20 protein-coding genes are annotated in these 26,344 nt (G+C 41.2%); 4 read left to right on the top strand and 16 right to left on the bottom strand.

The genetic code is table 11. The features are described 5' to 3' along the window. Nucleotides 1-42 precede the first annotated feature (42 nt). Genes B7721_RS02910 through B7721_RS02890 form a run of 5 tightly spaced genes read right to left on the bottom strand, consistent with a single transcriptional unit; the run spans nt 43 to nt 3,971 of the window. Complete coding sequence (locus tag B7721_RS02910; RefSeq protein ID WP_084877412.1) at nt 43-1,074, bottom strand: sensor histidine kinase; 1,032 nt, start codon at nt 1,072-1,074, stop codon at nt 43-45. Further along, a complete protein-coding gene (locus B7721_RS02905; protein ID WP_084877410.1) occupies nt 1,041-1,739 on the bottom strand; it encodes a response regulator transcription factor in 699 nt (232 codons plus the stop codon). Before B7721_RS02905 ends, B7721_RS02910 begins: the two co-directional genes overlap by 34 nt. A 12-nt stretch (nt 1,740-1,751) precedes the next feature. Continuing rightward, nucleotides 1,752-2,474 (bottom strand): ABC transporter permease, encoded by a 723-nt coding sequence (locus tag B7721_RS02900; protein ID WP_084877409.1) that lies wholly within the window; start codon nt 2,472-2,474, stop codon nt 1,752-1,754. Further along, nucleotides 2,474-3,262, bottom strand: coding sequence for a lantibiotic ABC transporter permease (locus B7721_RS02895; RefSeq protein WP_084877407.1), 789 nt, complete (start codon nt 3,260-3,262; stop codon nt 2,474-2,476). The genes B7721_RS02900 and B7721_RS02895 overlap by 1 nt, the downstream gene beginning before the upstream one ends. Before the next feature lies 1 nt (nt 3,263). After that, nucleotides 3,264-3,971, bottom strand: a complete 708-nt coding sequence (locus tag B7721_RS02890) for an ABC transporter ATP-binding protein (protein WP_084877406.1) — start codon at nt 3,969-3,971, stop codon at nt 3,264-3,266. A gap of 295 nt (nt 3,972-4,266) precedes the next feature. Between B7721_RS02890 and B7721_RS02885 the strand changes: the two genes are divergently transcribed. Next, nucleotides 4,267-4,749, top strand: coding sequence for an S-ribosylhomocysteine lyase (locus B7721_RS02885; protein WP_000032557.1), 483 nt, complete (start codon nt 4,267-4,269; stop codon nt 4,747-4,749). 160 nt (nt 4,750-4,909) lie between these two features. On the opposite strand, the gene B7721_RS02880 is transcribed toward B7721_RS02885, so the two are convergent. From B7721_RS02880 to pflB, 3 genes are all read right to left on the bottom strand, one after another. Next, complete coding sequence (locus tag B7721_RS02880) at nt 4,910-7,015, bottom strand: ATP-dependent Clp protease ATP-binding subunit (protein ID WP_084877404.1); 2,106 nt, start codon at nt 7,013-7,015, stop codon at nt 4,910-4,912. Nucleotides 7,016-7,467: 452 nt separating this feature from the next. Then, a complete protein-coding gene (locus B7721_RS02875; RefSeq protein WP_084877403.1) occupies nt 7,468-11,130 on the bottom strand; it encodes a Spy0128 family protein in 3,663 nt (1,220 codons plus the stop codon). A 320-nt stretch (nt 11,131-11,450) separates the two neighbouring features. Then, nucleotides 11,451-13,766: a formate C-acetyltransferase gene (gene pflB, locus B7721_RS02870; RefSeq protein WP_000260621.1), complete on the bottom strand. Its 2,316-nt coding sequence runs from the start codon at nt 13,764-13,766 to the stop codon at nt 11,451-11,453. A 232-nt stretch (nt 13,767-13,998) separates the two neighbouring features. Between pflB and dinB the strand changes: the two genes are divergently transcribed. Beyond that, nucleotides 13,999-15,060 (top strand): DNA polymerase IV, encoded by a 1,062-nt coding sequence (dinB, locus tag B7721_RS02865; protein WP_084877402.1) that lies wholly within the window; start codon nt 13,999-14,001, stop codon nt 15,058-15,060. Nucleotides 15,061-15,094: 34 nt separating this feature from the next. On the opposite strand, the gene B7721_RS02860 is transcribed toward dinB, so the two are convergent. Together B7721_RS02860 and B7721_RS02855 are read right to left on the bottom strand one after the other, a co-directional pair. After that, complete coding sequence (locus B7721_RS02860; RefSeq protein WP_000273567.1) at nt 15,095-15,940, bottom strand: undecaprenyl-diphosphate phosphatase; 846 nt, start codon at nt 15,938-15,940, stop codon at nt 15,095-15,097. A 59-nt stretch (nt 15,941-15,999) separates the two neighbouring features. Beyond that, complete coding sequence (locus B7721_RS02855) at nt 16,000-17,895, bottom strand: DUF2207 domain-containing protein (protein ID WP_084877401.1); 1,896 nt, start codon at nt 17,893-17,895, stop codon at nt 16,000-16,002. Between the two features lie 129 nt (nt 17,896-18,024). Between B7721_RS02855 and B7721_RS02850 the strand changes: the two genes are divergently transcribed. Together B7721_RS02850 and B7721_RS02845 are read left to right on the top strand one after the other, a co-directional pair. Further along, the gene (locus B7721_RS02850; protein WP_000732044.1) at nt 18,025-19,590 is read left to right on the top strand and encodes an ABC transporter substrate-binding protein/permease; all 1,566 of its coding nucleotides are present in this window, start codon (nt 18,025-18,027) and stop codon (nt 19,588-19,590) included. Continuing rightward, nucleotides 19,587-20,327, top strand: a complete 741-nt coding sequence (locus B7721_RS02845) for an amino acid ABC transporter ATP-binding protein (RefSeq protein WP_084877399.1) — start codon at nt 19,587-19,589, stop codon at nt 20,325-20,327. Before B7721_RS02850 ends, B7721_RS02845 begins: the two co-directional genes overlap by 4 nt. 92 nt (nt 20,328-20,419) lie before the next feature. On the opposite strand, the gene B7721_RS02840 is transcribed toward B7721_RS02845, so the two are convergent. The 6 genes from B7721_RS02840 to B7721_RS02815 all read right to left on the bottom strand — a co-directional run bounded on the left by B7721_RS02840 (nt 20,420) and on the right by B7721_RS02815 (nt 26,332). Then, nucleotides 20,420-20,635 carry a capsule biosynthesis transcriptional regulator gene (locus B7721_RS02840; protein WP_001130031.1) on the bottom strand — a complete coding sequence of 72 codons (216 nt, stop codon included), beginning with the start codon at nt 20,633-20,635 and terminating at the stop codon, nt 20,420-20,422. Nucleotides 20,636-20,741: 106 nt separating this feature from the next. Continuing rightward, complete coding sequence (locus B7721_RS02835; RefSeq protein ID WP_000479681.1) at nt 20,742-21,638, bottom strand: SPFH domain-containing protein; 897 nt, start codon at nt 21,636-21,638, stop codon at nt 20,742-20,744. 82 nt (nt 21,639-21,720) lie between these two features. Continuing rightward, the gene (gene ilvA / locus B7721_RS02830) at nt 21,721-22,971 is read right to left on the bottom strand and encodes a threonine ammonia-lyase IlvA (RefSeq protein ID WP_000947300.1); all 1,251 of its coding nucleotides are present in this window, start codon (nt 22,969-22,971) and stop codon (nt 21,721-21,723) included. 79 nt (nt 22,972-23,050) lie between these two features. Next, nucleotides 23,051-24,073 (bottom strand): ketol-acid reductoisomerase, encoded by a 1,023-nt coding sequence (ilvC, locus tag B7721_RS02825; protein ID WP_000290683.1) that lies wholly within the window; start codon nt 24,071-24,073, stop codon nt 23,051-23,053. An 89-nt stretch (nt 24,074-24,162) separates the two neighbouring features. Next, the gene (ilvN, locus tag B7721_RS02820; protein WP_001253813.1) at nt 24,163-24,639 is read right to left on the bottom strand and encodes an acetolactate synthase small subunit; all 477 of its coding nucleotides are present in this window, start codon (nt 24,637-24,639) and stop codon (nt 24,163-24,165) included. Beyond that, a complete protein-coding gene (locus tag B7721_RS02815; protein WP_084877398.1) occupies nt 24,632-26,332 on the bottom strand; it encodes an acetolactate synthase large subunit in 1,701 nt (566 codons plus the stop codon). Before B7721_RS02815 ends, ilvN begins: the two co-directional genes overlap by 8 nt. Nucleotides 26,333-26,344 lie beyond the last annotated feature (12 nt).

Genomic DNA, 26,344 nt, shown 5'->3' with positions numbered 1-26,344 from the left:
GGACACTTGGTATTATGCGTTTTTATAATCTTCCATCCTCATTTATTTTAATGAAATTGTCAACTCGACAGAGGCTCCTCCTTGATCTGGATTGAGCAGGGTCAGACGGCCACCATGCAAGAGAGCTACCTGCTTAGAAAAGGCTAAGCCGATACCATGATGGGGATTAGCTGAATTGCGGCTTTGGTCACTCTGGTAAAAGAGCTGTTCCGCTCCCAGCAGCATCTCCTCTGAAAATGCTGGACCGTTATTCCAGATAGCAAAAACCAACTGATCCTGCTGCACTGATACCGTCAGCTTCACTTCCTTTTGGTCCTGATTAGCATGTTCAAGCGCATTCAGTAAAATATTGAGCAAAGCTCGCTTGAGATAGTCCAAATGAATCGACAAAATCAGACTAAGGTCACAATCTTCTTGGAGATAAAAACGATAGCTTTCCTGTTTGCTGAACAGTGCCCAATCGTCCTGGAGATAAGCCAAAAAGTCCTCTAAGGAAAGCTGACTGAACTGATTAGCATCAATCTGAAAAGTCTTAGCGTAATCAATCAAAGAGCCACAATACTCTTCCATCTTGTGACTAGCCTGCAAAATCTCAACAGCATAGTCTGCCTGTGGATAGCCTAACTGCGCCAACTCCAAGAGCTCAGCATTCCCCTTAATCACAGTTAGGGGCGTCTTCAAATCGTGCGATGTCGCTGATAGCTGTAAAATCAACTCCTGATTATGCTGCTGCTCTTTTTCTAGAAGACGAACATTTTCTTGGTGGCTGCTCCGTAAATCGCTATAGACTTCGAGCATTTCCTCGATCCGAAAAAGCTGGCTTTGGTTTTCTTCTAAAAGCTTCTTGCTCGTTAGCATTTTTATTTCCCTGTCGATTTTTCGGAGCAATTTCAAAATATGATAAAAAGTAATCAGCAGCAAGCTCCCTGCCCAAAAGAACAAGGTGAAAAGAACGTGATCACTTCCTTGCGTAAATTCATAACCTATAAGCACAAAAATCAAAACATGAAAAAAGACGATCTTTAAACTGGTTGTCCAGACTAGGCTTTTGAAATTTCGGGTTCTAATTGCCATCTATAGCCTACTCCTCTCACTGTTGCGATTGCTTGCAGCCCTTCTTGTTTGCATTTTTGGCGAATCTGATATACGTATTCTGAGATGGAGCGAAGCTGTGTTTCTGAGCTTTCTGGGTAAAGCAAGGTATGCAGGCGTTCAGCTGAGAAGGTCTGCTTGGGATTGCTAGCAAGTAAATGCAGTAACTTAAACTCACGCTCTGAAAATTTCAAGACTTTACCAAAACAGGCAACTTCATAGCGCTCTGGATAAAATTGACAAGAAGCAATTTCAGAATATCGCTCCTCCCGTCTTTCCTCCCGCCGAAGATGAGCTCTGACACGCGCCAGCAATTCTTTGGTCCCAAAAGGCTTGATAATATAGTCATCTGCTCCGCGAAAGAGCCCTTCCACCTTGTCCGCCTCTAACTCCTTAGCTGTCAGAAAGATGATTGGACACGAAAGATGAGGACGAATGTAGGAACACAGCTCAAAACCATTAACAGGCTCCATCATCACATCTAGCAGAATCAAATCATATCCTACAAAATCCGTCAGCTCTAGCTCTTCTATCCGATCAAGCGTCGTCACGTCATAAGCATCGAGCTCTAGGACGTTTTTCACTAGCTTTAAAATGCTCCGGTCGTCATCAACCACCAAAATACGATACTGTCTCATGATTTCCATTATAGCATACCTCTAGCGAACATCTCGTTTCAAGGTCAAGAATATAGCAGAGCTCCAAACCAAAGCTAGCCAGAACAGCTGTATTCCCAACCCTGATAGATCTATTGAATGCTGAAGCCCTTCATACTCAAAAAGATTTAGCGTAGCCAGATCGGGCAGGTATTTTGCTTCCTTGATAAAAGTTGCCAATAAACGGCTAAGACCAATCAAGAGAGGAAATAGCACCGACACCGGCAAAACCCAAGATTGAAAGAGCAAAGCGAGGCCAGCAGCTAAAAGAGCCAGAAAAAGATTGCTGAGAAGACCAAAAGAGCTGTAATAGAGGAATTTCCCCAGTAAGGGCCAGCTAAAGTCTAGGTCAAATCGAGCCAGCATAACAAAGAAACAGCTGCCTATCATGACACTGTAGAGAACCAAGAGCAGAACGGCCAGAAAAAGGAATTTCCCAGCCAACCAAGCCTTTCTATTTGATACGGTTAGAAAATTCGTTCGCATCCCAGACTTGACAAACTCCTGGGCAAAATAGAGGGAAGTAAAGATGACGATGACAGGCTGCGCCAGATAGAGAGCATGCAAAGCTTCACTCAGAGCCTTTGTCTGGCCAACTGCTGTCTGACTGTAGTCAAGATTCATCAGAAAAAAAGGAACGACTACCAGAGCCACCAAGGCGGCACCAAGAACGAGATAGTAAGAACGAAACTTAATCCATTCACTTTTAAGCAGAGCTTTTATCATCAGTAGCGTCCTCCTAAATCCGTCTTCAAAAAGCGCAGAGAGGCCATGACGCCGATAACTAGCAACCATACGCTTAGTATCAAGAGTCCTTGCAAGGGATTGTTGGCATATTGGGAAGTCGGCGTTGCAACAAATAACTCTCCTGCGGGCTGTGGCAGATAAGCACCCCAACTCGTATGAGCTGCCAGGTAATTTCCCAGATTATAGAGCTGGGGCACAAGAAAGAGTAAGGGAAGCAACATCGTCCGCCCAAGCAATCCCAATAAAAAGGACAAGAGACCTAGCAATGCAGTAGCTAGTGCCTTCCATAAAAGATGACTCCAGGCAGCTTGATTAAGTAAAATTGGATGTAGCCCTTCTTTTCCTAAAGCCAAGTGCATGACAATATAGCTCAAATAAATGGATAACAAGCTAATGATGAGTGAAAACAAACCAAAGGTCAATATTTTCCCCATAAGTAGCTTCAAGCGGTTATTACAAGCCAATAGACTGGTTCGCAAGCTATGAGACTGAAATTCCGTTGCTCCCAAAATTCCAGCTAAGATGACTAAAACCATACCACCCATAGAAGCGCCATTAAGACCTAGATATTCAAGCGGATCAATAGCTTCTGCCAGACCGGGAACCGTCTCAGGGGTCGCATCTAAACCGATAGACAGATACTGACATCCCTCTAGCCATGACACAACAGGTACCAATAACAGCATAAAGACCACACTTACCCTGAAAGCCTTGGTTGATTGGATTTTCAACCACTCTGAATGTAATAAGGACATCGTTTCTTTCATCTTAAACCTCCTCTGTTAAGTCGAAGAAGAGCTCTTCTAAACTATCTGTTCCTTGTAATACATCTTCTAGCGTTCCCTGTTCGATAATTTGCCCATGATGAATCAAGACTACATCATCTGTTACCATTTGTACCTCAGACAGGATATGAGAGGATAGAAGGACTGTTTTCCCTAAATCAGCCTGCTTGCGAATGAACTTTCTAAACCACTTAATCCCACTTGGATCCAAGCCATTGGTCGGCTCATCTAATATTAGAAACTGAGGATCACCTAGTAAAGCTACTGCCAATCCCAGGCGCTGCCCCTCTCCTAGAGACAGGCTTGATAAGAAATCCTTTTTCTTATGAGCGATCCCAGTCATCTCCAATACCTCATCAATCCGAAACTTTGGAATGGCATTACTTGCAGCAATAATATGCAGATGGTCGTAAACCTTTCTATTTGGCAGACCGCCAATACCGTCAAAAGCTGCACCTACCGTTTTGAGAGGATAAATCATTGACTGATAAGTTTGTCCATCAAAAGTCGCAGTTCCTGCTGTCGCCCGATCTAAGCCCAAGAGAATCCTCAAGGTCGAGCTTTTTCCTGCACCATTATGTCCTAGAAAAGCCGTAATGCGACCACTCCTAGCTGTAAAAGAAATATCCTTTAAAATTTGCTTGTCTCCATATTTTTTAGAAACACGATCAATTTTTACAATATGTTCCATACTGAACTCCTTTATCTTTATTTTCTCCAGTATACCCAATCTAGTTCAGAATTAGTTCAGAGATTAAACAGAAATTTCAGAAAAAGTTGGCCCACTTTTCAAAAGTCACCTTAGTTCCACTAGAAAAACTAAACTTTTCTTTCACAAGGTATTCTTCTCTCCATTCTTTCTTTATAATTCTGAGGTTTATGTATAGAGACTTTATTATCATTCTAGTACCAAAAAGTCATTTATCAAACTCCATCAACAGCACCCTTTATGATATAATGAAAGAAGAAAACTGAAAGGAACTACCATGTCAAAAGAAGTTATTGTTGAAAGTTTTGAACTTGACCACACCATTGTTAAAGCACCCTATGTTCGCTTGATTGGGGAAGAAACAGGGCCAAAAGGAGATGTCATCTCCAACTTTGATATCCGCTTGGTACAGCCAAATGAAGACTCTATCCCTACTGCTGGCCTTCACACTATCGAGCACCTCTTAGCCAAACTCATCCGTACCCGCATTGACGGTATGATTGACTGCTCACCATTTGGCTGCCGTACTGGTTTCCATATGATTATGTGGGGACGTCACACTAGCGCTGAGATTGCAGCTGTTATCAAGGATTCGCTCAAGGAAATTGCTGAAACCACTACTTGGGAAGATGTCCCTGGAACAACCATCGAATCTTGCGGAAACTACAAGGACCACAGCCTCTTTTCTGCTAAAGAATGGGCAAAACTCATCCTGGAACAAGGAATCTCAGATGATGCCTTTGAACGTCATGTCATCTAAACACAAAAGAACCAGTTACAATAACTGGTTCTTTTTTATTCTCAAAATTTTGTCTTATACTCAATGAAAATCAAAGAGCAAACTAGGAAACTAGCCGCAGGCTGTACTTGAGTACAGCAAGGCGACGTTGACGTGGTTTGAATTTGATTTTCGAAGAGTATTAGGCTTTCTCACGAATGACCAAACTCCCATCTTCCATATCTGCTTCCAGATGTTTGGCATCTAGATGATCCAAGTGGAAATCTGTTACCTTATCACGAATTTGTTGTTCAACCACGCGACGGAGAGGACGAACACCCATAACTTCGTCATAACCTTCTTCTGTGATAAAGTCCTTAGCTGCTTGACTAACTTCCAAATCAATGTCTTTCTTAGCCAAAGTTTGGTTGACTTCCGCCAACATCAAGTCCACAATCTTAGAAAGGTCTTCCTTATTCAAGTGTGAGAACTCGATAACTGCGTTAAAGCGGTTAAGAAACTCTGGACGGAAGAATGGTTTCAAGCGATCCATCAATTCTGGTTTATCCGCATCTTCTGTCAAGTTGGCTTCATAGCCAAATCCAGCATTTGATGTTGCGATAATGACAGTGTTCTTGAAGTTCACTGTATTTCCTTGACCATCAGTCAAACGACCGTCATCCAATACTTGGAGAAGAAGGGTGATTACTTGAGGATCAGCCTTTTCAATTTCGTCCAAGAGAATGATAGAGTATGGATTGCGACGAACACGTTCCGTCAAGGTATTGCTATTGTCATCATACCCCACATAACCTGCTGTTGTACCGATCAACTTAGATACAGCTGTGCGGTCACTATATTCAGACATATCCAAGCGGATGATCGCATCTTTAGTACCAAACATATCGAGCGCTAATTGCTTAGCAAGTTCTGTCTTACCAACCCCAGTTGGACCTACAAAGAGGAAGCTACCGATTGGGCGATTGCCTTCATCAAAACCAGCACGGTTACGACGGATAGCACGAGCTACAGCTTCAACCGCCTTGTCTTGGCCGATAACCTTGTGTTCCAAGCGATGAGCCATATCTTTCAAACGTTCGATATCTGATGCTCCCATTTGTGAAACTGGGATACCTGTCATTCGTTCCACAGATTCAGCCACATCGTTGATGCTTGCAGTCACTTTCATGTCTTCTGTGTGGTTTTCGACTTTTTTCTCTAATTCTGCAATACGTGTTTTGGCATTAAGAGCTGCTTCAAAATCTTCTGCCTCAACTGCTTTTTCTTGCTTGTCTTTTTCTGCCTCAATTTCCCGTTCAACAGCATGCACATCTGTTACAGGATGTTGAGCTGCCAAGTGAGCAGCCGTTACGTCCACAAGGTCAATAGCCTTATCTGGCAAGCTACGTTGAGGAATATATTGGATAGAATAATCCACTGCTGCTTTCAAGACTTCGTCTGGCAAGATGACATTGTGGTGTTGTTGATAGAGGTCACGAATCCCTTGAAGGATTTTAAAGGTATCCTCTGCTGAAGGAGCATTGACCTTGACTTCGTTGAAACGACGAGCAAGAGCTGCATTTTTCAAGATGGTGTTACGGTATTCGTCTTGAGTCGTTGCCCCAATCACTGTCAACTCACCACGAGAGAGAGCTGGCTTGAGAATATCCGCAAGACCTTTAGAACCACTATCACCTCCGATTGAGCCAGCGCCAAGGATTTGGTGAATTTCATCAAAGAAGAGGATAATATTGCCTGCTTCTTTCACTTCGTTGACTAGGTTTTGAACGTTTTCTTCAAAGCTACCACGGTATTGAGTACCAGCCTCAAGACCTGAAATATCAATGGAAATGATTTCCTTGTTTTTAATAGCAGCTGGAACGTCTCCATTCACAATGGCTTGCGCTAGGCCTTCGACAACTGCTGTCTTACCAACACCTGCATCTCCTACCAGAACAGGATTATTCTTGGTACGACGTGAGAGGATTTCAGATGTTTCTTGAATTTCCTTGTTTCGTCCGATTACAGGATCCAGCTTGCCCTCACGAGCTTCCGCTGTCAAGTTGCGACCTAGTTTAGCAAGGACACCGTCTTGTTTCATACCTGAAGCGTGTTGTTGCATTTGCGCATCATATTCTGCATTTCCTGGCAATTGACCAGTTGCACGATAATGAGCAAATTCCTCAGGTGTCACTTCACGTCCATTAATCAAGTAGCGACGGTTTTCAGAACTATATCCTCTCATACCACCCATCAATTGGTTAAATAAATCATCCATGTTGTTAAAGTTATTAAAGTTGTTGTTCATATTCTTTACCTCGTTTATTCTTAATTATATGCGATCTCTGATATTGACTATCTTTGACCTTTGTTTTAAAAATTTTAGACTAGCTAACTAGCTACCCTACGTATAATTTCTGGTTTTTCTTTCTTAAATAAGCCTTTTATCATCTTCTTTTCAAAATCTGTTAGATTTAACATAGGCCTCACCCCTTTCTAGGGTATCTATCATACATTTTCAAGAAATAGAATCATTGAAAATGAAGTTTTCTAAGGAATTCATTTTCCTTATGTTCCTACTATATCACATTGGTCAGTAAAAGTCAATAGCTTTTTGACCAAATTTGACTATTTTTAAAAAAATTTTTTGAAGTACAAAAAAAGCCCCTAGAAAACGAATTTTCTAGAGACTTTCTCTATCAAGTTTAAGAGAGAAGTAGAATTCTCACTTACCAAGTTTTATGTTTCTTCTACGAAAGCTTAAGCTTTACGTTTTACGAAGAATACCAATCCGCTCAATGCCAATACTACAAATCCAATTGCAGAAAGGATAGAGGTTGCTTCACCTGTGTTTGGAAGTTCAGCTTTACCTTTATTCTCAGTAGCTGGAGGTGTTGGTGCTGGATCTGGCGTTGGCGCTGGATCCGGTGTTGGATTTGGATTTGGTGCTGGGTTTGGATCCGGTGTTGGGTTTGGAACAGTGTATTTATTTGTAAATACAACTGCTTTACTATCTGCATATGAGACAGTCGCAGTCAAGAGACCTTGACCATCCGCAACTACAGTGACTGTTACAGTGTGCTCAGTCTTATCGTATTCAACACCCTCTTCAGTACCAACTTTTTCAACCAAGGTATAAGTGTGAGTACCTGCTTCTTCGAATGAACGAACAAAGGCTACTTTACCTTCGGCAGTGTTCTTAGCTTCTGCTACAACTGCACCATTTTCTTTCAATTCGAAAGTATAAGCATCAGCCGCAAGTTCTTTACCTTCAAGTTTCTTAGTTGCTTCAATCGTAGCATCTACTGCTGGTGCTTTAAAGCTATTCGTGAAGACACTACCTGCTGGGTATTCAACAGTTGCCTTCAAGGCATTTGTTGCTGCATCTTTGGTTACTGTTACCACTGCAGTCTTTTCTGTGTCGTAAGTAATACCAGTTGCTCCGGCATTCACTTCTTTTACAGTATAAGTATGAACACCTTCTGCATCATAGTTGATTGCATTAAATGTTACTTTTCCACCTTGGTTTGTTTTTGTATCAAGTTTGTTTGTACCTTCATACAATTCAAATTGGAATTCACCATCAACCAAAGCACGACCAGTCAATTCTTTCGTAAACTCAAGTGTTGCTGATGTAGCTGTTGGTGCTGGTGCTGTATAAATATTAGTGAAGACACGTTCTGCTTCCGCATTTTCTACAGTCGCAACCAATTGACCTTGACCGTTATCTACTACAGTCACTTTAACTGTGTGAGATTCTGTTGAGTATGTCACACCTGCTTCTGTTCCTGATTTCTCAGTAATAGTGTAAGTGTGCTCTCCTGCTTCTGTGTAGTTGACGTTGAAGACAACTTCGCCTGAAGCAGTATTCTTAGCCGTAGCTACAAGGTCTGAACCTTCTTTCAGTTCGAAAGTATAAGCATCAGCTTCAAGCGCTTTTCCTTTCAAGACTTTCTTAGCTTTGATTGTAGCCTGCGCAGGTTCCGCTTTATAGTCATTAACGAAAACTGGTGTTTCACTTGTAACTGTCGCGACAAGTTGACCTGAGCCATTATCTTTCACTTCTACAGTTACTGGATGTTCTGTTTTATCATAAGTTACACCAAGTTTATTGCCAACCTTTTCTGTAATAGTATAGTTATATACTCCTGCTGTTGAATAGCTAATTTCAGAAAAACGAATCAATCCGCCAGCAACATTCTTTGCTGTCGCAACAACCTTGTTACCCTCTTTCAGTTCAAACTCAAACTCATCTATCTCTAGCTCTTTACCATTCAAAACTTTTTTAGCTTCAATAGCAATTTTTGCTGGAGTTGCTTTATAGGTGTTGGTGAAGGTTGGGTTGTTACCTGTAACAGTTGCAACAAGTTGACCTTGGCCGTTATCTGTAACGTTTACCTTAACTTCGTGTTTAGCAGTATCGTATGTCACACCTTTTTCGCTACCTGCTTTTTCAGTGATAGTGTAAGTGTAGTCACCTGCTGTTTCGAACTCGATTTCTTTGAAAGTAACAGTTCCGTCTGCAGCGTTTTTAGCTGTCGCAACGACTTCTTCACCTTTTTTAAGTTCGAATTCGTATTTATCAGCTTCAAGGTCTTTACCGTTCAAGACTTTCTTAGCTGTGATAGTTTCTTTAGCTGGAGTTGCTTTATAGGTGTTAGTGAAAGTTGGTTCTGCAGATGTGACAGTTGCTGTTAAAACTCCACTTTGGAAAGTTGCTGCTACAGTAACTTCCTTGGCTTCTGTATCAAATGTAACGCCTGCAACTGCTGTTGAAGTGTCTTCTTTGATGATGTAGTGATAAGTTCCCGCACCTTTTACTTGGAGATTCTCAAAGGTAATAGTCCCATCAGCTTTTGATTTTGCTGTGGCTACTGGATCCTTCAAGTTCTCTGCAGTAAACAGGTTAAAGGTAAACTCATCTGCTTTTGGAAGCTTATCTGCACGTCCTTCTACTACTTTCTTAGCCGTCACATTGAATACAGCTGGAACAGGTTCGTCTTTAAGATGAATAGTAGAACCCGCAGCACCGAGTTTGACTGTATACTCTTTTTCATCTAGTTTATAGCCTGATGGAGCAGTCTTCTCTTTGATCTTAAACGTTTTACCTTCCCATTTCTGATCATAAGTTTTCGTAAGCGCTACTCCTTTTTCATTCGTAGTCACTTCTGTTGTTTCACTTGCATCATCTGCTGCTGTCACAGTATATACTGCACCCGAAACTGGAGCAAGAGTGAAGGCATCAGTCTTATGAATCTTAATTTGGTAAGCAGTAGATGCTACAATCGTACCAGAAATCAAAGATGTCGCCTCAGCTGTCATATCAAGTGCTCCCGGACGACTTGTGTTCTGTGCTAATTTAGTCCCGTCAGCCAATGACAGTGCAACCCTATTTCCTACTTTACTTCCATCATTAGGAGTTGTTGTGTTATAAGATACTATATAAGAGGTCGTTCCATCTTTAAAAATGATATCGAATGAAGTATAGTTTTCGTTCCACGAAACGGTATAGTCTTGTCCCTCCGTTAACAATACTGCATCATCTGGAACAGCAGAAGTCCCAACAGTGATATTTGCCTTATAAACTTTTAGAGTCTCAGGAATATACTGTGCAGGAGTGTAACTAGTATCATCATTTGGTATAGTATCATGTAATACAATATTTTGTCCTAAGTCTTGTTTCTCTGTATTTACACGTACACGCCAGGTAGACCATGCATCTCCCTTGCTAACCGAACCAATCTCAGCCAGTTTTGGAGAGTTCCAATTTTCAAGGGCAGCACGACCCCCAATTTTAGCATAATTTTCAGTACCAACTTTGGGACCATCGATTGTTTTTGATGAATAAATGTGAGTCACTTCTTGCTTTAATGAGGATGAATTAAAGTTAATGCGGGTTTTATTCTGATCTTTTAAGAATCTAAAAGAAACAGAAAAATTCCCTGACACATCCTTTACCTTATCTCCACCAGTTTTCTCTAGATATTTATCCAAGTTTTTCAAGGTGATTTTTGCTTTCCCACCTTGATCAGTACCATTTGAAGTCACTTCTGCTTCTCCAATAGTAACTTTTGTTGTCGGATCAATTAAATCCTGACTCCCTTCATAAACTGCCATAGGAGCAGGTATATCAAAGGTAAAATAATCTCCATTATTCAGATGTTCATTATACTGTTTGAGATCAAAGGTCACGCGAAGCTTATATGCTAAATTCGTACGAAGCGAGAAATCTCCTTCTGAACTCACATTTTGCTTAGTATCTGAAGCATCTAATAGATCAATGCCTGTAATTACTTGTGTCAATTCTTTTGAAACAGGATTATCTGCTTTAACAATCCCTACCAAAACAGATGCTAGAGCTAAAATAGCAAAAGCTAACGCAGAAAATTTAGAAAGCATGTTTAACGCTTTGCTTTTCGACATTTCTTCTCCTCTTTTCTATATGAAATTTTTATTTCTAATCTCCCTAAGAGATTACATCATACCATTTTGACAACCCCTATCACTAACTAGAGTTTATCTATTATATTATAACATCTCAATACAATCTATTCAAGTATATTAACTTAAAAATACACGTATTTGCACCATTCTATAGCCTAGCCATTCAATTTTGAACTATTTATATCGGCAAACTAATATAAATAACTTAATATATCTTATATCTATAATTAGGTCAATCTTTGATATTATAGTAAAAAGCCAGTCATTTTGACTAGCTTTCTTTTCATTCTAATTGAATCTTAGCTCAATGCGTCATCCATTGAAAGAACTTCGTGGAAGACACGTTGTGTCAATTCAGTTTTTTGTTCTGGAGTGAGGTATTTAGTGTTTACACAGTATCCAGAGATACGTACGATAACGTCTTCACCTGACATGATCTTTTCGTAAACATCGTTCAAGTCCATAACGTTCAAGTTAACGTGTTGTCCACCGTTTTCGAAGTAACCATCAAGGATTGTTACCAAGTTATCAACTTGTTCGTCACGAGTCTTACCAAGAGCGCGAGGTGAAACTTGAGTTGTCAATGAGATACCGTCAGCTGCGTAACCAAAGTCAAGGCTAGCAAGTGAGTTCAAGTTTTGCAACCATCCACCTTTAGCTTTGTTAGATGGGTTCGCACCTGGTGAGAAGAATTCAAGTTTAGACAAGTTCACAGAACCATCTTCGTTGAGGTACACACCTTTGTGGACTGGTGAGTTACCGGTTTGTTTAGAGTAAGCAACGTTAGATGTGATTGTCAAAAGTGATACTGTAGCTTCTGCGTCTTTGTATAGTTTGTGGCTACGTAGACGAGTTGTGTAAGCTTCGATCAACCATTCTGCCAATTCGTTTGAACGTGGGTCATCTTCACCCCAACGTGGGTATTCACCGATTGTTTCGTAATCGTAGATGTAGCCATTTTCGTCACGGATTGGTTTAACGGTAGCATATTTAATCGCTGACAATGTATCAACAGTGTTAGCAAATCCACAGATACCGAATCCCATGTTAGCGCGTTGTTTAGTTGGCAAGAAGGCCATTTGAACAGCTTCGTAGTTGTACTTGTCAGTCATGTAGTGGATGATGTTCAAAGCGTCTACGTAAGTGTCAGTCAACCAGTCAAGAGATTTTTCGAAGTTGGCTTTAACTGATTCGAATTCAAGAACTTCGTCACGGATAGGATCGATGTCAAATACTTTGTAGTCTTTATGAACATCGTCGTAACCACCATTCAAACCAGTAAGAAGGGCTTTAAGAACGTTTACACGAGCACCGAAGTACTGGATGTTGTGGCGTTGATCTTCGTTTTCTGGGTCAAGTGGTGACACACAGCATGAGATACAGCTCATTTCTCCGTATCCGTCTTTAGCCATTGTTGTTACACCTTCGTATTGGATAGAAGAGTGTTTGTGGCTCATGTGCATACAGTAGCGACGGAAGTTGTATGGCAATTTATCAGTCCAAAGAACTGTCAAGTTTGGCTCTGGAGAGTTACCGATGTTGTCAAGAGTGTTCAAGAAACGGTAGTCCATCTTAGTAACACGGTGACGACCGTCGTTACCCATACCAGCCATAGAAGTTGTGATGAAGGTTGGGTCACCTGAGTACAATTGATCATAAGCTTTTGTACGAGCAAATTTAACTGTACGAAGTTTCATAACGAAATCATCAACGAACTCTTGGATTTCTGATTCAGTAAATGTACCACGAGCAAGGTCACGTTCTGCAAAGATATCCAATACGATTGGCACACGTCCTAGAGATGTTGCAGCACCGTTGATAACACGGCAGACAGCCATGAAGGCGATGTTAACCCATTGGATTGCTTCTTTCGTGTTCATCGCTGGTTTGCGGACATCAACTCCGTAAAGGTCACCCAAGCGAACAACTTGTTGCAATGCTTGATATTGAAGGTTTACTTCTTCACGAAGACGGATTGTTTCTTCATCGATTTCTTTGATCGCATTCCAGTCGTTTACCTTTTCTTGCATCAAGTAGTCTGCACCGTAAAGAGCAAGACGTGCGTAAACACCGATGATACGTCCACGTGAGTAGGCATCTGGAAGACCAGTTACAGTGTGAGCGTGACGAGCACGACGAATGTTTGAAGTGTAAGCACGGAAAATACCGTCGTTAACTGTTGTTACGTATTTAGTGAAGATTTCGTGAACAGCTGGATCTGGTTCGTATCCATTTTCTTTCAAAGTAGTTTCAGCCATACGGATACCACCTTTTGGCATGAAGTTCAATTTGAAGAGTTCATCGTTTTGGATACCGAAGATAACTTCATTTTCTTTGTCGATAAATCCAGCAGGAATATCAGCAATAGATGTTGGACGAGTGTCCATTGGGAAACGTGTTTCTTCGTAGTGTGCTTTTGTTTCTTCTACAATCTTTTTGATGTGAAGTGAACGTTCTGTTGGTCCAGCAAGGAAACTTTCATCTCCATCGTAAGGTGTGTAGTTAGCTTGAACGAAGCGAGAAATACTTGCTTTTTCTTTCCAATCTACGCCTTTGAAGCCTTCCCAAGCTTTATCAAAAATATCTTGTGCTTCAACAACTGTCTTAACAACCATGTTAATGTCCTCTTTTTTCTAGTAACAGTCATCTGTTACATTCTTGAGACAAGTATACCATACAGTAACCGATTTCAACAAGAGAAAATCGGCATTTTAGACGCTTTCTTTTATAATACAGTCTCTTTTTTATTCTTATCTGTATTATATTTTTGAAAGTCAGGTTGAACTTTCCCATTTTTTCAGAAAAAAGGGTATAATAAATAGAAAATGACACTAGAAAGGGATTGGAATGCTCATATTTCCATTGATAAATGATCTGTCCAGAAAAATCATCCATATTGACATGGATGCCTTTTTTGCTGCGGTGGAAATCAGAGATAATCCTAAGTTAAAGGGCAAACCTGTTATCATTGGGAGCGACCCCAGACAAACAGGTGGGCGTGGTGTCGTTTCTACCTGTAGCTATGAGGCACGAGCTTTTGGTGTTCATTCAGCCATGAGCTCTAAAGAAGCTTATGAGCGCTGTCCCCAAGCTGTCTTTATCTCTGGAAATTATGAAAAGTATAAGACTGTGGGACTTGAGATTCGTGCTATTTTTAAACGCTACACTGATTTGATTGAACCTATGAGTATCGACGAGGCATACTTAGATGTGACGGAAAATAAACTCGGTATCAAGTCTGCAGTCAAAATAGCCCGCCTCATCCAAGAGGATATCTGGCAGGAACTACACCTGACTGCTTCTGCAGGCGTCTCTTATAACAAATTCTTAGCTAAAATGGCCAGTGATTATCAGAAGCCACATGGTTTGACAGTGATTCTACCTAATCAAGCCCAAGAATTTCTCAAACAAATGGATATTGCTAAATTTCATGGTGTTGGTAAGAAAACAGTAGAAAAGCTTCATGAAATGGGCATTTATACTGGTGCAGACTTATTGGACGTCTCAGAAGTCACTTTAATCGATCGGTTCGGCAGACTCGGTTTTGACCTTTATCGAAAGGCAAGGGGCATTCATAACTCACCGGTCAAGTCCGATCGCATTCGTAAGTCCATTGGCAAGGAAAAAACCTACGGAAAGATCCTACAAGTAGAAGAAGACATTAAAAAAGAGCTGACTCTTCTCTCCGAAAAGGTAGCTCACAATCTCAGCAAGCAGGACAAAGCTGGAAAAATCATTATCCTAAAAATACGATATGCTGACTTCTCTACTCTAACTAGACGAAAAAGCCTCCCACAAGCAACACAGGACGCTAGTCAGATTTCTCAAACTGCCCTTCAACTCTACGAAGAACTAGCTGAAAAAGAAAAAGGTATCCGTTTACTAGGAATTACGGTGACAGGATTTTAAAAAGCTTGAAGGAAAATTCCCTCAAGCTTTTTTCTTATACAAATAAACGCACAAAACTATAGAGCAACAAGACACTACCGAGTACAATACGGTATTTACCAAAGAGTGTAAAGTCGTGCTTCTTCACATAGCTGGTCAAGAAACGAATGGCAACCATGCTGACTGCGAAGGCAACACCCATAGCTACCAAGAGCAAGAACAGTTGTCCAAAACTCAAGAGTTGACCTGCTTTAATAAATTTGAAAATCTTCAAAGCACTAGCTCCGAACATAACAGGAATTCCGAGATAGAAGGTAAACTCTGTTACGACAGAGCGGCTCGTTCCATTCAACAAACCACCAACGATAGTTGCACCTGAACGACTTGTTCCTGGGAAAAGGGCAAGGACTTGGAAGAGACCGATGTAAAGGGCTGTTTTATAAGGCAACTTGTCAAGCTCTGTTACTGTTGGTTCAATGGCTTGCGCCTTATTTCGTTTTTCAAGGTAGATAAAGGCAACACCATAGATAATCAACATAATCGCAACTGAAACCATGTTATGGAAGTTGGCATCAAACCAATCATCTAATTTAAAGACCAATAGCAAAGGCAAGGTCGCAACGAAAACTTTTGACCACAATTGCCAAGTTCTACGAACTTCGACCTTAGTTTTACCAGGTTTGAAGGGATTAAGCTTGTTAAAGTAAATGACCATAACTGCTAAAATGGCACCAAGCTGAATGACAACATTAAACATGGACATGAAGGCTTCATTTTGGTCCTTGTATTGTACAAATTCTTCAACCAAGATCAAGTGGCCAGTACTTGAAATGGGCAACCATTCTGTAATTCCTTCAACAATCCCAAAAAAGATTGACTTCAAAATTTCAATAAAATACATACATTACTCCTTTTTCTGTCCTCTATTATAGCATAATTTCGGATGTTGCGATAGATTTTTTAGAAGGCACCGATGCTACCACCGCCTCCGCCTCCTGAGAATCCTCCACCTGAAGAACCACTTCCAGAAGATACAGAGTAATTGCTAGCTGTATTTGCGACAGCAGTATATTGCTTGATTTGTGCAGTTGAGGTGTAGAACTGTGAGTGCCAACCATAGGCTACATAAAGATTCAAATCTGGATTTTCAAGCTGAATATGGCGGACTTTCATTAACTTGCTCACCTTCTTGGCATAACCAAAGAGAGTCGCATAGACCAGTAGACGGTTCCAAAGGACGATGCTCTCTAGCTCGGCCTGATCCAGATGAGCGATGTCGCGAAGCATATTTTCGAAACTCGTCCAGAGATAGAAGATTTCCGCTCCTTCCTCTGTTAGAACTCCATCGCGATAGGCTCCTCGCGTGGCAAGATAAACCCAGAAACTAGCCCCTAATCCTGTCAATCCTAAGAGTAGAAATGGGATCGAAAAGAAACCATGTGTTTGCCAGCTATAGTAAAAGAATAGCAGTCCACCTAGAGCTGTTATGGCTGAACAGACCCGCATCCCAAGAGCAAGGCGACGTTCCTCACTTGTCAAGGGACGATAGTAGCTTGGGATACGAAGTACATGGACCTTATCCTTGACACAAGACTGAATGCGTTGAAGTCTTCCTTCAAAGGAGCGTTTGAGACGCGAGCCTGTTTCTCGGATATGTTTTTCATCTGACTCTTTGGCACCACGGTAAAGGGAAGATGAAACTTGGTAATCAGGGAAGAGCTCTGAAATAGCCAATTCTTTCTTATTTGACAAGGTCATGCGTAGACATTCTTTCTCAAAATTGGACAAACCCTTTTCACTGATAATGCGCACATAAGGTTCCTCATCCCTTTGAAAAATAGATAAATGACCTCGATCTACTAAATCCAACAAGGTTGCCTGAATCAAACGTTCAAAAGTAAATTTACCAAACCCTGATTTGTTTAGAGGATTGACTTCCTCTAAGGAAGTTGAATACACTGCTTCTGCTAAAACCATTGGAGGCAAATCCATCGGTGGTTCGTAGAGTCGATGATCTTTTGGAAAGACCTTTTTAATGCTTGTACTCTGACGAAACATCCTATAGAAGATAGGAACTAGAAGTAAGAGACTCATAAAAATGACGGGAAATACCCATTTCATCAAAATCTCACTTTGCGCTTTTTCTGTTGCTATATTGCTTTCAATCCGGTTAAAATCGGTTAAACGTTCTTCCTCTAATCCTTGATCTGGAGCTCCTGCAAAAGCACTTCTAGGCCAGTATGCGTGTAATTCGATCTGTCGCTTTCTAGGAAGGTCTTTCATTTTGATATGATAGAGATTATTAACTTTTTCAACACTAAAGTCCCTTAGGAGTTGTCCTTCATGAAAATAGAGTTTCTCTGCTGGGGTATCAGAGCTGACCTTGAACTCAATCTCTTTGATGTCTCCAGTACTATCGGTCAAGGGTTGCCAATTTAGCTCTGCGATATCCTTATATAAGAAGAGAAGATTTGATAGTTTCCAGGTGACCGTTACCCGAACAGTATCTCCAGCATATCCAGCATTGTAAATTTTTACCTTGTAACCGTCCTCTTCCTCCATAGTATAGAAGGAAGCATTTTGAACAATTCTTCCATTTTTAGAGACCTGAACGGTCGGATCGGGATCAATGTCAAATCCTTCTGGCATTTTCCCAGCTTTCCCTAGCCCAACTAACTGACCATTATAATCATCTCCAAACCGGTAGGTAATTGTTTCTTTAAAAATTGCAGTATTATCTGCATGAATATTCAAATCACCCTTATAGGATAAGATATCAAAGTCTACTGCAAAAACCAGGCTCGGTATAAATAATAAATAAGTAAATACCAAAGCCAACAGCCATCTTTTTTTCATAATCGGTTCCCTTTCAATCTTTTTACCATTATATCATTTTTTATAAGTAAAGGCTTACTTGTATTGAAAATCTCGCTATTTTTAGATACAATAGAGAGAGTCATTTTTAGACTAGAAATAGGAGAAAACATGAAAAAATTATGCTTATCTATCCTTGCTAGCCTAGCCCTTACCTTAGGACTAGTTAGCCAAGTCCAAGCCGACGAATATTTACGCATCGGGATGGAGGCAGCATACGCTCCCTTCAACTGGACTCAAGACGACGATAGTAACGGCGCCGTCAAAATCGACGGTACCAACCAATATGCCAACGGCTACGATGTTCAAATTGCTAAAAAGATTGCCAAAGACCTTGGTAAGGAACCTTTGGTTGTGAAAACCAAATGGGAAGGACTTGTTCCAGCCCTTACTTCTGGCAAAATCGATATGATCATTGCCGGTATGAGCCCAACCGCTGAACGCAAACAAGAAATTGCTTTTTCAAGCAGTTACTATACTAGCGAACCGGTTCTATTGGTAAAAAAGGACTCTGCCTATGCGAATGCCAAATCTTTGGAAGACTTTAGTGGGGCAAAAATCACGTCTCAACAAGGTGTTTATCTTTATGACCTGATTTCCCAAATTCCAGGTGCCAAAAAAGAAACAGCTATGGGTGACTTCGCCCAAATGCGTCAAGCTCTGGAGGCCGGTGTTATTGATGCCTATGTTTCTGAACGGCCTGAAGCAATGACCGCTGAGTCTGCTAACGCTAAGTTCAAAATGATCCAACCTCAACCAGGTTTCAAAACTGGCGAAGAAGATACGGCTATAGCTATTGGACTTCGTAAAGATGACAGCCGCATCAGCCAAATCAATGCCAGCATCGAAACCATCTCTAAGGATGAACAAGTAGCCCTCATGGATCGTATGATCAAAGAGCAACCTGTGGAGTCTACAACAACGGAGGAAGAAAGTAGTTTCTTTAGCCAAGTTGCTAAGATCCTTTCTGAAAACTGGCAACAACTCTTGCGTGGTGCTGGTATCACACTCTTAATCTCCATTATCGGAACCATCACAGGTCTCCTTATCGGACTTGCGATTGGGGTCTTCCGTACCGCTCCACTATCTGAGAACAAGGCAATGTACGCCCTACAGAAATTAGTCGGTTGGATTCTCAATGTCTATATCGAGATCTTCCGTGGTACACCGATGATTGTTCAATCCATGGTTATCTACTATGGAACTGCCCAAGCTTTTGGTATCAACCTTGACCGCACACTAGCTGCTATCTTCATTGTCTCAATCAATACGGGTGCCTACATGACAGAGATCGTCCGTGGTGGTATCCTAGCAGTTGACAAGGGACAATTTGAAGCCGCAACTGCTCTTGGTATGACCCACAATCAAACCATGCGTAAGATTGTCCTACCTCAGGTTGTCCGTAATATTCTACCTGCTACTGGTAATGAGTTTGTCATCAATATCAAAGATACCTCTGTATTGAACGTTATTTCAGTTGTTGAGCTTTATTTCTCAGGAAATACTGTAGCAACACAAACCTATCAATACTTCCAGACCTTTACCATCATCGCCGTGATTTACTTTGTCCTCACCTTTACTGTGACCCGTATCCTACGCTTCATCGAACGTCGTATGGACATGGATACTTACACTACAGGTGCTAACCAAATGCAAACGGAGGATTTGAAAAAATGACACAACCAATTCTTGAAATCAAACACCTCAAAAAATCATATGGGCAAAACGAAGTGCTAAAAGACATTTCTCTCGCCGTCCATAAAGGAGAGGTTATTTCCATCATCGGAAGCTCAGGAAGCGGAAAATCAACCTTCCTTCGTTCGATTAATTTACTAGAAACACCTACAGAGGGAGAGATTCTCTATCGAGGAGAAAATGTCTTAGAAAAAGGCTATAACCTCACCCATTATCGTGAAAAACTCGGTATGGTTTTCCAATCTTTCAATCTCTTTGAAAATCTGAATGTCCTTGAAAATACGATCGTTGCTCAAACGACTGTACTCAAACGCGACCACTCTGAAGCTGAAAAAATTGCCAAAGAGAATCTCGAAAAAGTCGGTATGGGAGAACGTTACTGGCAAGCCAAGCCCAAACAACTCTCAGGGGGACAAAAACAACGCGTGGCTATCGCCCGCGCACTCTCCATGAATCCTGACGCCATTCTCTTCGACGAACCAACATCTGCCCTTGACCCTGAAATGGTTGGAGAAGTCCTCAAAATTATGCAGGATTTGGCTCAAGAAGGCTTGACCATGATCGTCGTAACCCACGAAATGGAATTCGCTCGCGATGTCTCTCACCGTGTCATCTTTATGGATAAGGGTGTCATTGCTGAAGAAGGCAGGCCTGAAGAGCTCTTCACGAACCCTAAAGAAGACCGTACAAAAGAATTTCTTCAACGTTATCTCAGCTAATAAACAAAGACTGCATTCTTTATGCAGTCTTTTTAATTTGTAATTGTAAAGAAAAGGCAGACTCGACTCAGGAATCTGCCTGTGACCACAGTTTAATCTTCAAATTTTTCATGATTTTTTTCATAGAAATCGATTAAACCAAGAGCTGTTTCAAATGAAATATTTTTAACTTTTGCGCGTCCTTGTGCTAGAGCAATGATAGACATTTCACGCGCATTCGTTTCTTTAGAGATACGGTAGCCTGTGATTTTCTTATCACGAACCCAGCCAACAACTGCTTCTACTTTTTCAAAGTTCGACTTAGCCATGTTCTTCTCCTAAATTATTCTTTACAATACTTAATTGTATACATTTTTATTTCGTTTGTCAATAAAAAAACATATATTCATCATAACTATATTATTCTGCATATTTTTATTTGGCTTTTAAAGCCGATAATATATGAGTTCTTATGTCCTCGACTCCATTAGGATTTGCAGGTAGGAAGATTGTATTATTACCCTCTTTATCTGCAAAATTATTCAACGTATCTAAATACTGGTTCGTTAATAGGATAGACATGATTTGTTCTTCAGTTAGCTCAACATTGGCTCCCTTTAACTCTTGGATAGAATCAGCTAGTCCGTCAACAATTGCTTTACGCTGCTCTGCAATCCCTACACCATGTAGGCGATCTTTTTCTGCTTCAGCTTCTGCTGCGGTCACGATTTTAATCTTATCTGCTTCAGCAAGTTCTTGCGCCGCAACTCTCTTACGTTGAGCTGCGTTAATTTCATTCATTGATTGTTTTACTTCAGCATCAGGTTCAACCTTAGTAATCAGCGTTTTGACAATGATATACCCATACGTAGACATTTCTTCAGCCACTTGTTTTTGAACTTCTAAGGCGATTTCATCCTTCTTCTCAAACAACTCATCTAGGGTTAGCTTTGGTACAGATGAACGCAAAGCATCTTCAATATAGGATTTAATCTGGGCTTCTGGACGCATCAATTTATAATAGGCATCTGTGACATTGTTTTCATTTACTCGATACTGAGTTGCCACATTCATCGTTACAAATACATTATCTTGCGTCTTTGTCTCTACAACAATCTCACTTTGCAACAAGCGTAGTTGAACTCTTGCCGCAATCCTATCAATCCCAAAAGGAGCTCGTAAATGAATACCGCTATTGCTCAACTTTTGGTATTTACCAAAGCGTTCTATGATAGCGACAGATTGTTGTCGAACCACATAGACAGAACTAACCATGATCACTGATGCAATCACCACTAAAAACAATAAAACAAGTAAAATTTGTAAAAACATGGGAATCTCCCCCTTTCGTCACCCTCATTATAGCACCATCATTACCATTACGCAAATAATATGATAATAATTTTATTTTAGCTTAAACTAACATATTATACAACGTTTCGTTCCCATTCAAATTAATATAAGATGGGTCAAACTTTTCCATTCGATGAATCAATCCAGCATAGTCATGCTTATTGGCAAGGGCTACCCCAATCAAGACAGGGCCTGTCCCCTTGCTTGCTCGTTTGATATATTCAAAACGAGTGATGTCATCATTTGGCCCCAAAATGTCATTTACAAACTCTCGTAGAGCTCCTGGACGTTGTGGGAAATTCACTACAAAGTAATGCTTGATTCCATCGTAAATCAAGGCACGTTCTTCCATCTCTGGCATTCGGTTGATATCGTTATTTCCTCCAGAAATGATACAACAAATCGTCTTGCCTTTGATATAGTCTGATAAAACTTCCAAGGCTGCAACACTGGCAGCTCCGGCTGGTTCTGCTACAATTCCTTGTTTGGAATAAAGATCAATCAAGGTTTCGGAAATCAATCCCTCGTCCACCCCAATCAGCGTTTCAACATTCTTACGAGTCGCTTCATAGGTTAATTGTCCAACCTTTTGTACGGCTATCCCATCAGCAAACTTATCAATTTCTTTAAGCTTAACTGGTCCCCCAGCTTCAAAGGCAGCTTTCATAGAGCGAGCACCATTAGCTTCTACCCCGATCACTTCAATAGTCGGGTTGGTTTCCTTAATATATGTAGAAACACCGGCAATCAATCCGCCACCACCTACTGGTACAAGTACTGTATCAAAATCAATAGACTCTTTACGGGCTTCTTCAAGAATTTCATAGGCTACAGTCCCTTGACCAGCCTGAACATGTGCATCATCAAAAGGATCGATGAAGGTGCGGTTTTCTGTTAATGTAAATTCTTGTGCTGCCTTAGCAGAAGCATCAAAGGTATCCCCAACCAACTTGATTGTCACAAACTCTCCACCGAAAAAGCGAACCTGCCCAATCTTTTGTTGCGGTGTTGTAATAGGCATAAAGATCGTTGCAGGAATCTTCATCTCATTACAAGTATAAGCGACACCTTGGGCGTGATTTCCCGCAGAGGCACAGACTACACCACGCTCGCGTTCTTCTTTTGACAGTTGAGAAATGGCATAATAGGCTCCACGAATTTTAAAAGAGCGAACTCGTTGCGCATTCTCCTTTTTGAGATAAATCTTTGCTTGGTATTTTTCTGATAAATAATGATCATATTCTAGTGGTGTATCAACTACTACACCACTCAAAACTTTGTGGGCTTTCACCACATCTTTTGCACTTAGCATTGTCTCCTCCTCAAATACTGTTCAAGATAAAAAACGAGTTAGGTACCCCCAACTCGCCTTCTGTCTTTCTTTACAAGAATTAATTGTAGATTTTGAATGCGTCGTCGTCGTTTTTACCAACGAAAGGCATTGCTTTACGCAATTCTGCACCAACTTTTTCAATTTCAAGGTTAGCTGCTTGTTCACGGTAAGCAGTTAATTTTGGACGACCAGCCTTGTAGTCATTTACAAAGTCATTTGCAAATTTACCATTTTGGATATCTGCCAAAACAGCTTTCATGTTTTCTTTAACTTGCTCAGTAATCACACGTGGACCTGATACATAGTCACCGTATTCAGCAGTGTTTGAAATAGATTGACGCATTTTCTTGAATCCACCTTCATAGATCAAGTCAACGATCAATTTCATTTCGTGAAGAACTTCAAAGTAAGCCAATTCTGGGGCATAGCCTGCTTCTGTCAAGACTTCAAAACCTGCTTCGATAAGGGCAGTCAAACCACCACAAAGTACAGCTTGTTCACCAAAGAGATCTTCTTCAGTTTCTTCTTTGTAAGTTGTTTCAAGCAAACCAACACGAGCTGCCCCAACACCTTTACACCAGTCCATCGCAATGTTTTTCGCATTTCCTGTTGCATCTTGGTAAACTGCATAAAGAGCCGGAACACCAAATCCTTCTTCGTAAGTACGACGTACCAAGTGTCCTGGTCCTTTAGGAGCACACATGAAGACATCGACATCTGCAGGAACTTTGATAAATTCAAAGTGGATATTGAAACCATGAGCAAATCCAACTGCATTTCCAGCTTCCAAGTTTGGAGCGATTTCTGCTTCGTACAATTCTTGTTGGATTTCGTCTGGTGCCAAGATCATGATAACGTCAGCCAATTTAGTTGCTTCTGCTACTGTGTAAGTGTCAAATCCGTCTTCTTTGGCTTTGTCAAAAGATTTACCTGGACGCACACCGATGATGACATCACGACCTGAATCACGCAAGTTTTGCGCATGCGCATGTCCTTGTGAACCATAACCGATTACGGCGATTTTTTTACCGTCAAGCGCTGCTACTTTAACATCTTTTTCGTATTCCATTTGAACTGCCATAGTTTTTCTCTCTTTTCTATTTTTATTGCCTTATAGGCTGGTTAAACAAATTTATGCTGGATTTTATACTCATTGAAAATCAAAAAGTATTAGTCGCGGGTAAATCCAGTTGCACCCGTACGAGCGATATTTTTAATACCATATGGTCGAATCACTCGCAATAAAGCTTCACTCTTTTCAGCATTTCCCGTCATCTGGATGGTGATTGAGCTTGGAGCCACATCTACTACCGTTGCACGGAAAGGTTGGATAATGGCCAAGATTTCTGCACGCTTCTCAGCAGGAGCAGATACTTTTACCAAGATAACTTCTCTTTCCAAGTGTGGTTTATCTGTGATATCTCGAATGCGAATCACATCAATCTGACGATTAAGCTGTTTAATGATTTGCTCTACTTCATCATGAGATGCTACATCAATAATGATGGTGATGCGAGATACATTGGGATTCTCTGTCGCACCAACTGAGATACTCTCAATATTGACTTGACGACGAGAAAGGACACCTGTAAAACGATTCAAAACTCCTGAACGGTTTTGCAATCTAGCTGTTAACATTCTACGCATGGAACTTCACCCCCAACATCTCATGATTGCTCTTACCAGCTGGTACCATCGGTAAGACCTGTTCCTTACGAGAAATATCCACCTCGATAAACATGGGCACATCCTCCAGAATGACTTCTAGATCCTTCTCTATCGTCTCTGGATTGTCAAATTTATAATTTTTAATACCGTAAGCCTGTGCTATCAGCTGGAAGTCAGGAAGTGTATCAAAGACTGACTCGGAAGTTCTTCCCTCATAGAAGGATTCCTGCCACTGACGAACCATTCCTAGTGAGTGGTTGTTCAACATGACAACCTTAATCGGCACCTTGTAGATGTTTAGGATTGCTAGCTCTTGGTTGGTCATTTGGAAGCCACCATCACCGACAAAAAGGATGACCTCTTTTTCTGGATTGGCAATCTTGGCTCCGATAGCTGCAGGAACTCCGAAGCCCATGGTACCCAAACCACCTGAAGTGACTAACTGACGCTCATTTTGGTAAGGATAATACTGAGCTGTCCACATTTGGTGTTGCCCTACGTCTGTGACAACAATGGCATCTCCATTCGTCAACTCACCGATGCGTTCAATAACGGCCTGAGGTTGAACCACACGTTCTTTCTTATCATAAGAACGAACTCGATTCTTGTCCTTGGTAACTTTTTCAATCCACTTTTCAGTATTGTTATGAACAGTTGGTTCTGCCAGTAGCATCTGCAAGGCTTTCTTAGCATCCCCCACTACAGGAATATCTGCACTGATAATCTTACCAATCTCAGCTGGGTCAACATCGATATGGGCAACCTTAGCATTCTTCGCGAAGGTCTTAGGGTTCCCAGTCAAGCGGTCATCGAAACGGCAACCGATACTAATCATAAAGTCCGCTTCCGTCATTGCAATGTTGGCCGCGAAAGAACCGTGCATGCCTCCCATTCCGAGGAAGAGTGGATGACTCGTTGCAATGGTACCTTGTCCTAAAAGACTGGTCACGACTGGAATTTGGTAACGTTCAGCAAATTCATTGAGCTCCTTAGAAGCTTCTGCATAGCTGATACCACCGCCTGCTAACAAGACAGGTTTCTTGGCTTTTGACAATTGCTTCAAGATTTTCTTGATTTGCATGTCATTCGGATCAAGCGTCGGTTGGTAACTTGGTAAATTCACCTCCGGCGAATAGATGAAATCTGTCTCTAGAGCTGATACATCCTTGGGCAAGTCAATCACAACTGGACCTGGACGACCTGTCGTTGCGATATGGACAGCTTCCGTAATGATACGAGGAATATCTGCTGTCTCACGAACTTGGTAATTGTACTTGGTAATGGGCATGGTAATACCTACGATATCCGCCTCCTGAAAGGCATCCTTCCCAATTCCAGCTCGCGCAACCTGACCTGTAAAGACCAAAAGGGGAACGCTATCGCTCATGGCATCTGCAATCCCTGTAATGGCATTTGTTGCTCCTGGTCCACTCGTGACGACGGCAACGCCCAACTTTCCAGTTGATTTGGCATATCCTTCAGCTTCGTGCAAACAACCTTGCTCATGGCGTCCCAAAATGTGGCGAATACCTTTAAAATTGTATATCGCATCATACAAAGGTAAGACCGCACCACCAGGATAACCAAAAATGGTATCAATCCCTAAGTCCCGAAGTGTTTCCAAAACTAGGTCCGACCCCGTCTTAGGAGATTCTAAACTGATTTTCTCCATTGTTCCCCTTTC

The sequence above is a fragment of the Streptococcus oralis subsp. oralis genome (genome assembly GCF_002096445.1).
GTDB classification, from domain to species: Bacteria; Bacillota; Bacilli; order Lactobacillales; family Streptococcaceae; genus Streptococcus; species Streptococcus oralis_N.
This window is presented reverse-complemented; position numbering and strand designations above follow the sequence as displayed.

What these genes read in the sequence shown, in the direction of transcription:
- B7721_RS02910 (WP_084877412.1), bottom strand. Translation starts at nt 1,074, where the DNA reads ATGGCAATTAGAACCCGAAATTTCAAAAGCCTAGTCTGGACAACCAGT.
- B7721_RS02905 (WP_084877410.1), bottom strand. Translation starts at nt 1,739, where the DNA reads ATGGAAATCATGAGACAGTATCGTATTTTGGTGGTTGATGACGACCGG.
- B7721_RS02900 (WP_084877409.1), bottom strand. Translation starts at nt 2,474, where the DNA reads ATGATAAAAGCTCTGCTTAAAAGTGAATGGATTAAGTTTCGTTCTTAC.
- B7721_RS02895 (WP_084877407.1), bottom strand. Translation starts at nt 3,262, where the DNA reads ATGAAAGAAACGATGTCCTTATTACATTCAGAGTGGTTGAAAATCCAA.
- B7721_RS02890 (WP_084877406.1), bottom strand. Translation starts at nt 3,971, where the DNA reads ATGGAACATATTGTAAAAATTGATCGTGTTTCTAAAAAATATGGAGAC.
- B7721_RS02885 (WP_000032557.1), top strand. Translation starts at nt 4,267, where the DNA reads ATGTCAAAAGAAGTTATTGTTGAAAGTTTTGAACTTGACCACACCATT.
- B7721_RS02880 (WP_084877404.1), bottom strand. Translation starts at nt 7,015, where the DNA reads ATGAACAACAACTTTAATAACTTTAACAACATGGATGATTTATTTAAC.
- B7721_RS02875 (WP_084877403.1), bottom strand. Translation starts at nt 11,130, where the DNA reads ATGTCGAAAAGCAAAGCGTTAAACATGCTTTCTAAATTTTCTGCGTTA.
- pflB (WP_000260621.1), bottom strand. Translation starts at nt 13,766, where the DNA reads ATGGTTGTTAAGACAGTTGTTGAAGCACAAGATATTTTTGATAAAGCT.
- dinB (WP_084877402.1), top strand. Translation starts at nt 13,999, where the DNA reads ATGCTCATATTTCCATTGATAAATGATCTGTCCAGAAAAATCATCCAT.
- B7721_RS02860 (WP_000273567.1), bottom strand. Translation starts at nt 15,940, where the DNA reads ATGTATTTTATTGAAATTTTGAAGTCAATCTTTTTTGGGATTGTTGAA.
- B7721_RS02855 (WP_084877401.1), bottom strand. Translation starts at nt 17,895, where the DNA reads ATGAAAAAAAGATGGCTGTTGGCTTTGGTATTTACTTATTTATTATTT.
- B7721_RS02850 (WP_000732044.1), top strand. Translation starts at nt 18,025, where the DNA reads ATGAAAAAATTATGCTTATCTATCCTTGCTAGCCTAGCCCTTACCTTA.
- B7721_RS02845 (WP_084877399.1), top strand. Translation starts at nt 19,587, where the DNA reads ATGACACAACCAATTCTTGAAATCAAACACCTCAAAAAATCATATGGG.
- B7721_RS02840 (WP_001130031.1), bottom strand. Translation starts at nt 20,635, where the DNA reads ATGGCTAAGTCGAACTTTGAAAAAGTAGAAGCAGTTGTTGGCTGGGTT.
- B7721_RS02835 (WP_000479681.1), bottom strand. Translation starts at nt 21,638, where the DNA reads ATGTTTTTACAAATTTTACTTGTTTTATTGTTTTTAGTGGTGATTGCA.
- ilvA (WP_000947300.1), bottom strand. Translation starts at nt 22,971, where the DNA reads ATGCTAAGTGCAAAAGATGTGGTGAAAGCCCACAAAGTTTTGAGTGGT.
- ilvC (WP_000290683.1), bottom strand. Translation starts at nt 24,073, where the DNA reads ATGGCAGTTCAAATGGAATACGAAAAAGATGTTAAAGTAGCAGCGCTT.
- ilvN (WP_001253813.1), bottom strand. Translation starts at nt 24,639, where the DNA reads ATGCGTAGAATGTTAACAGCTAGATTGCAAAACCGTTCAGGAGTTTTG.
- B7721_RS02815 (WP_084877398.1), bottom strand. Translation starts at nt 26,332, where the DNA reads ATGGAGAAAATCAGTTTAGAATCTCCTAAGACGGGGTCGGACCTAGTT.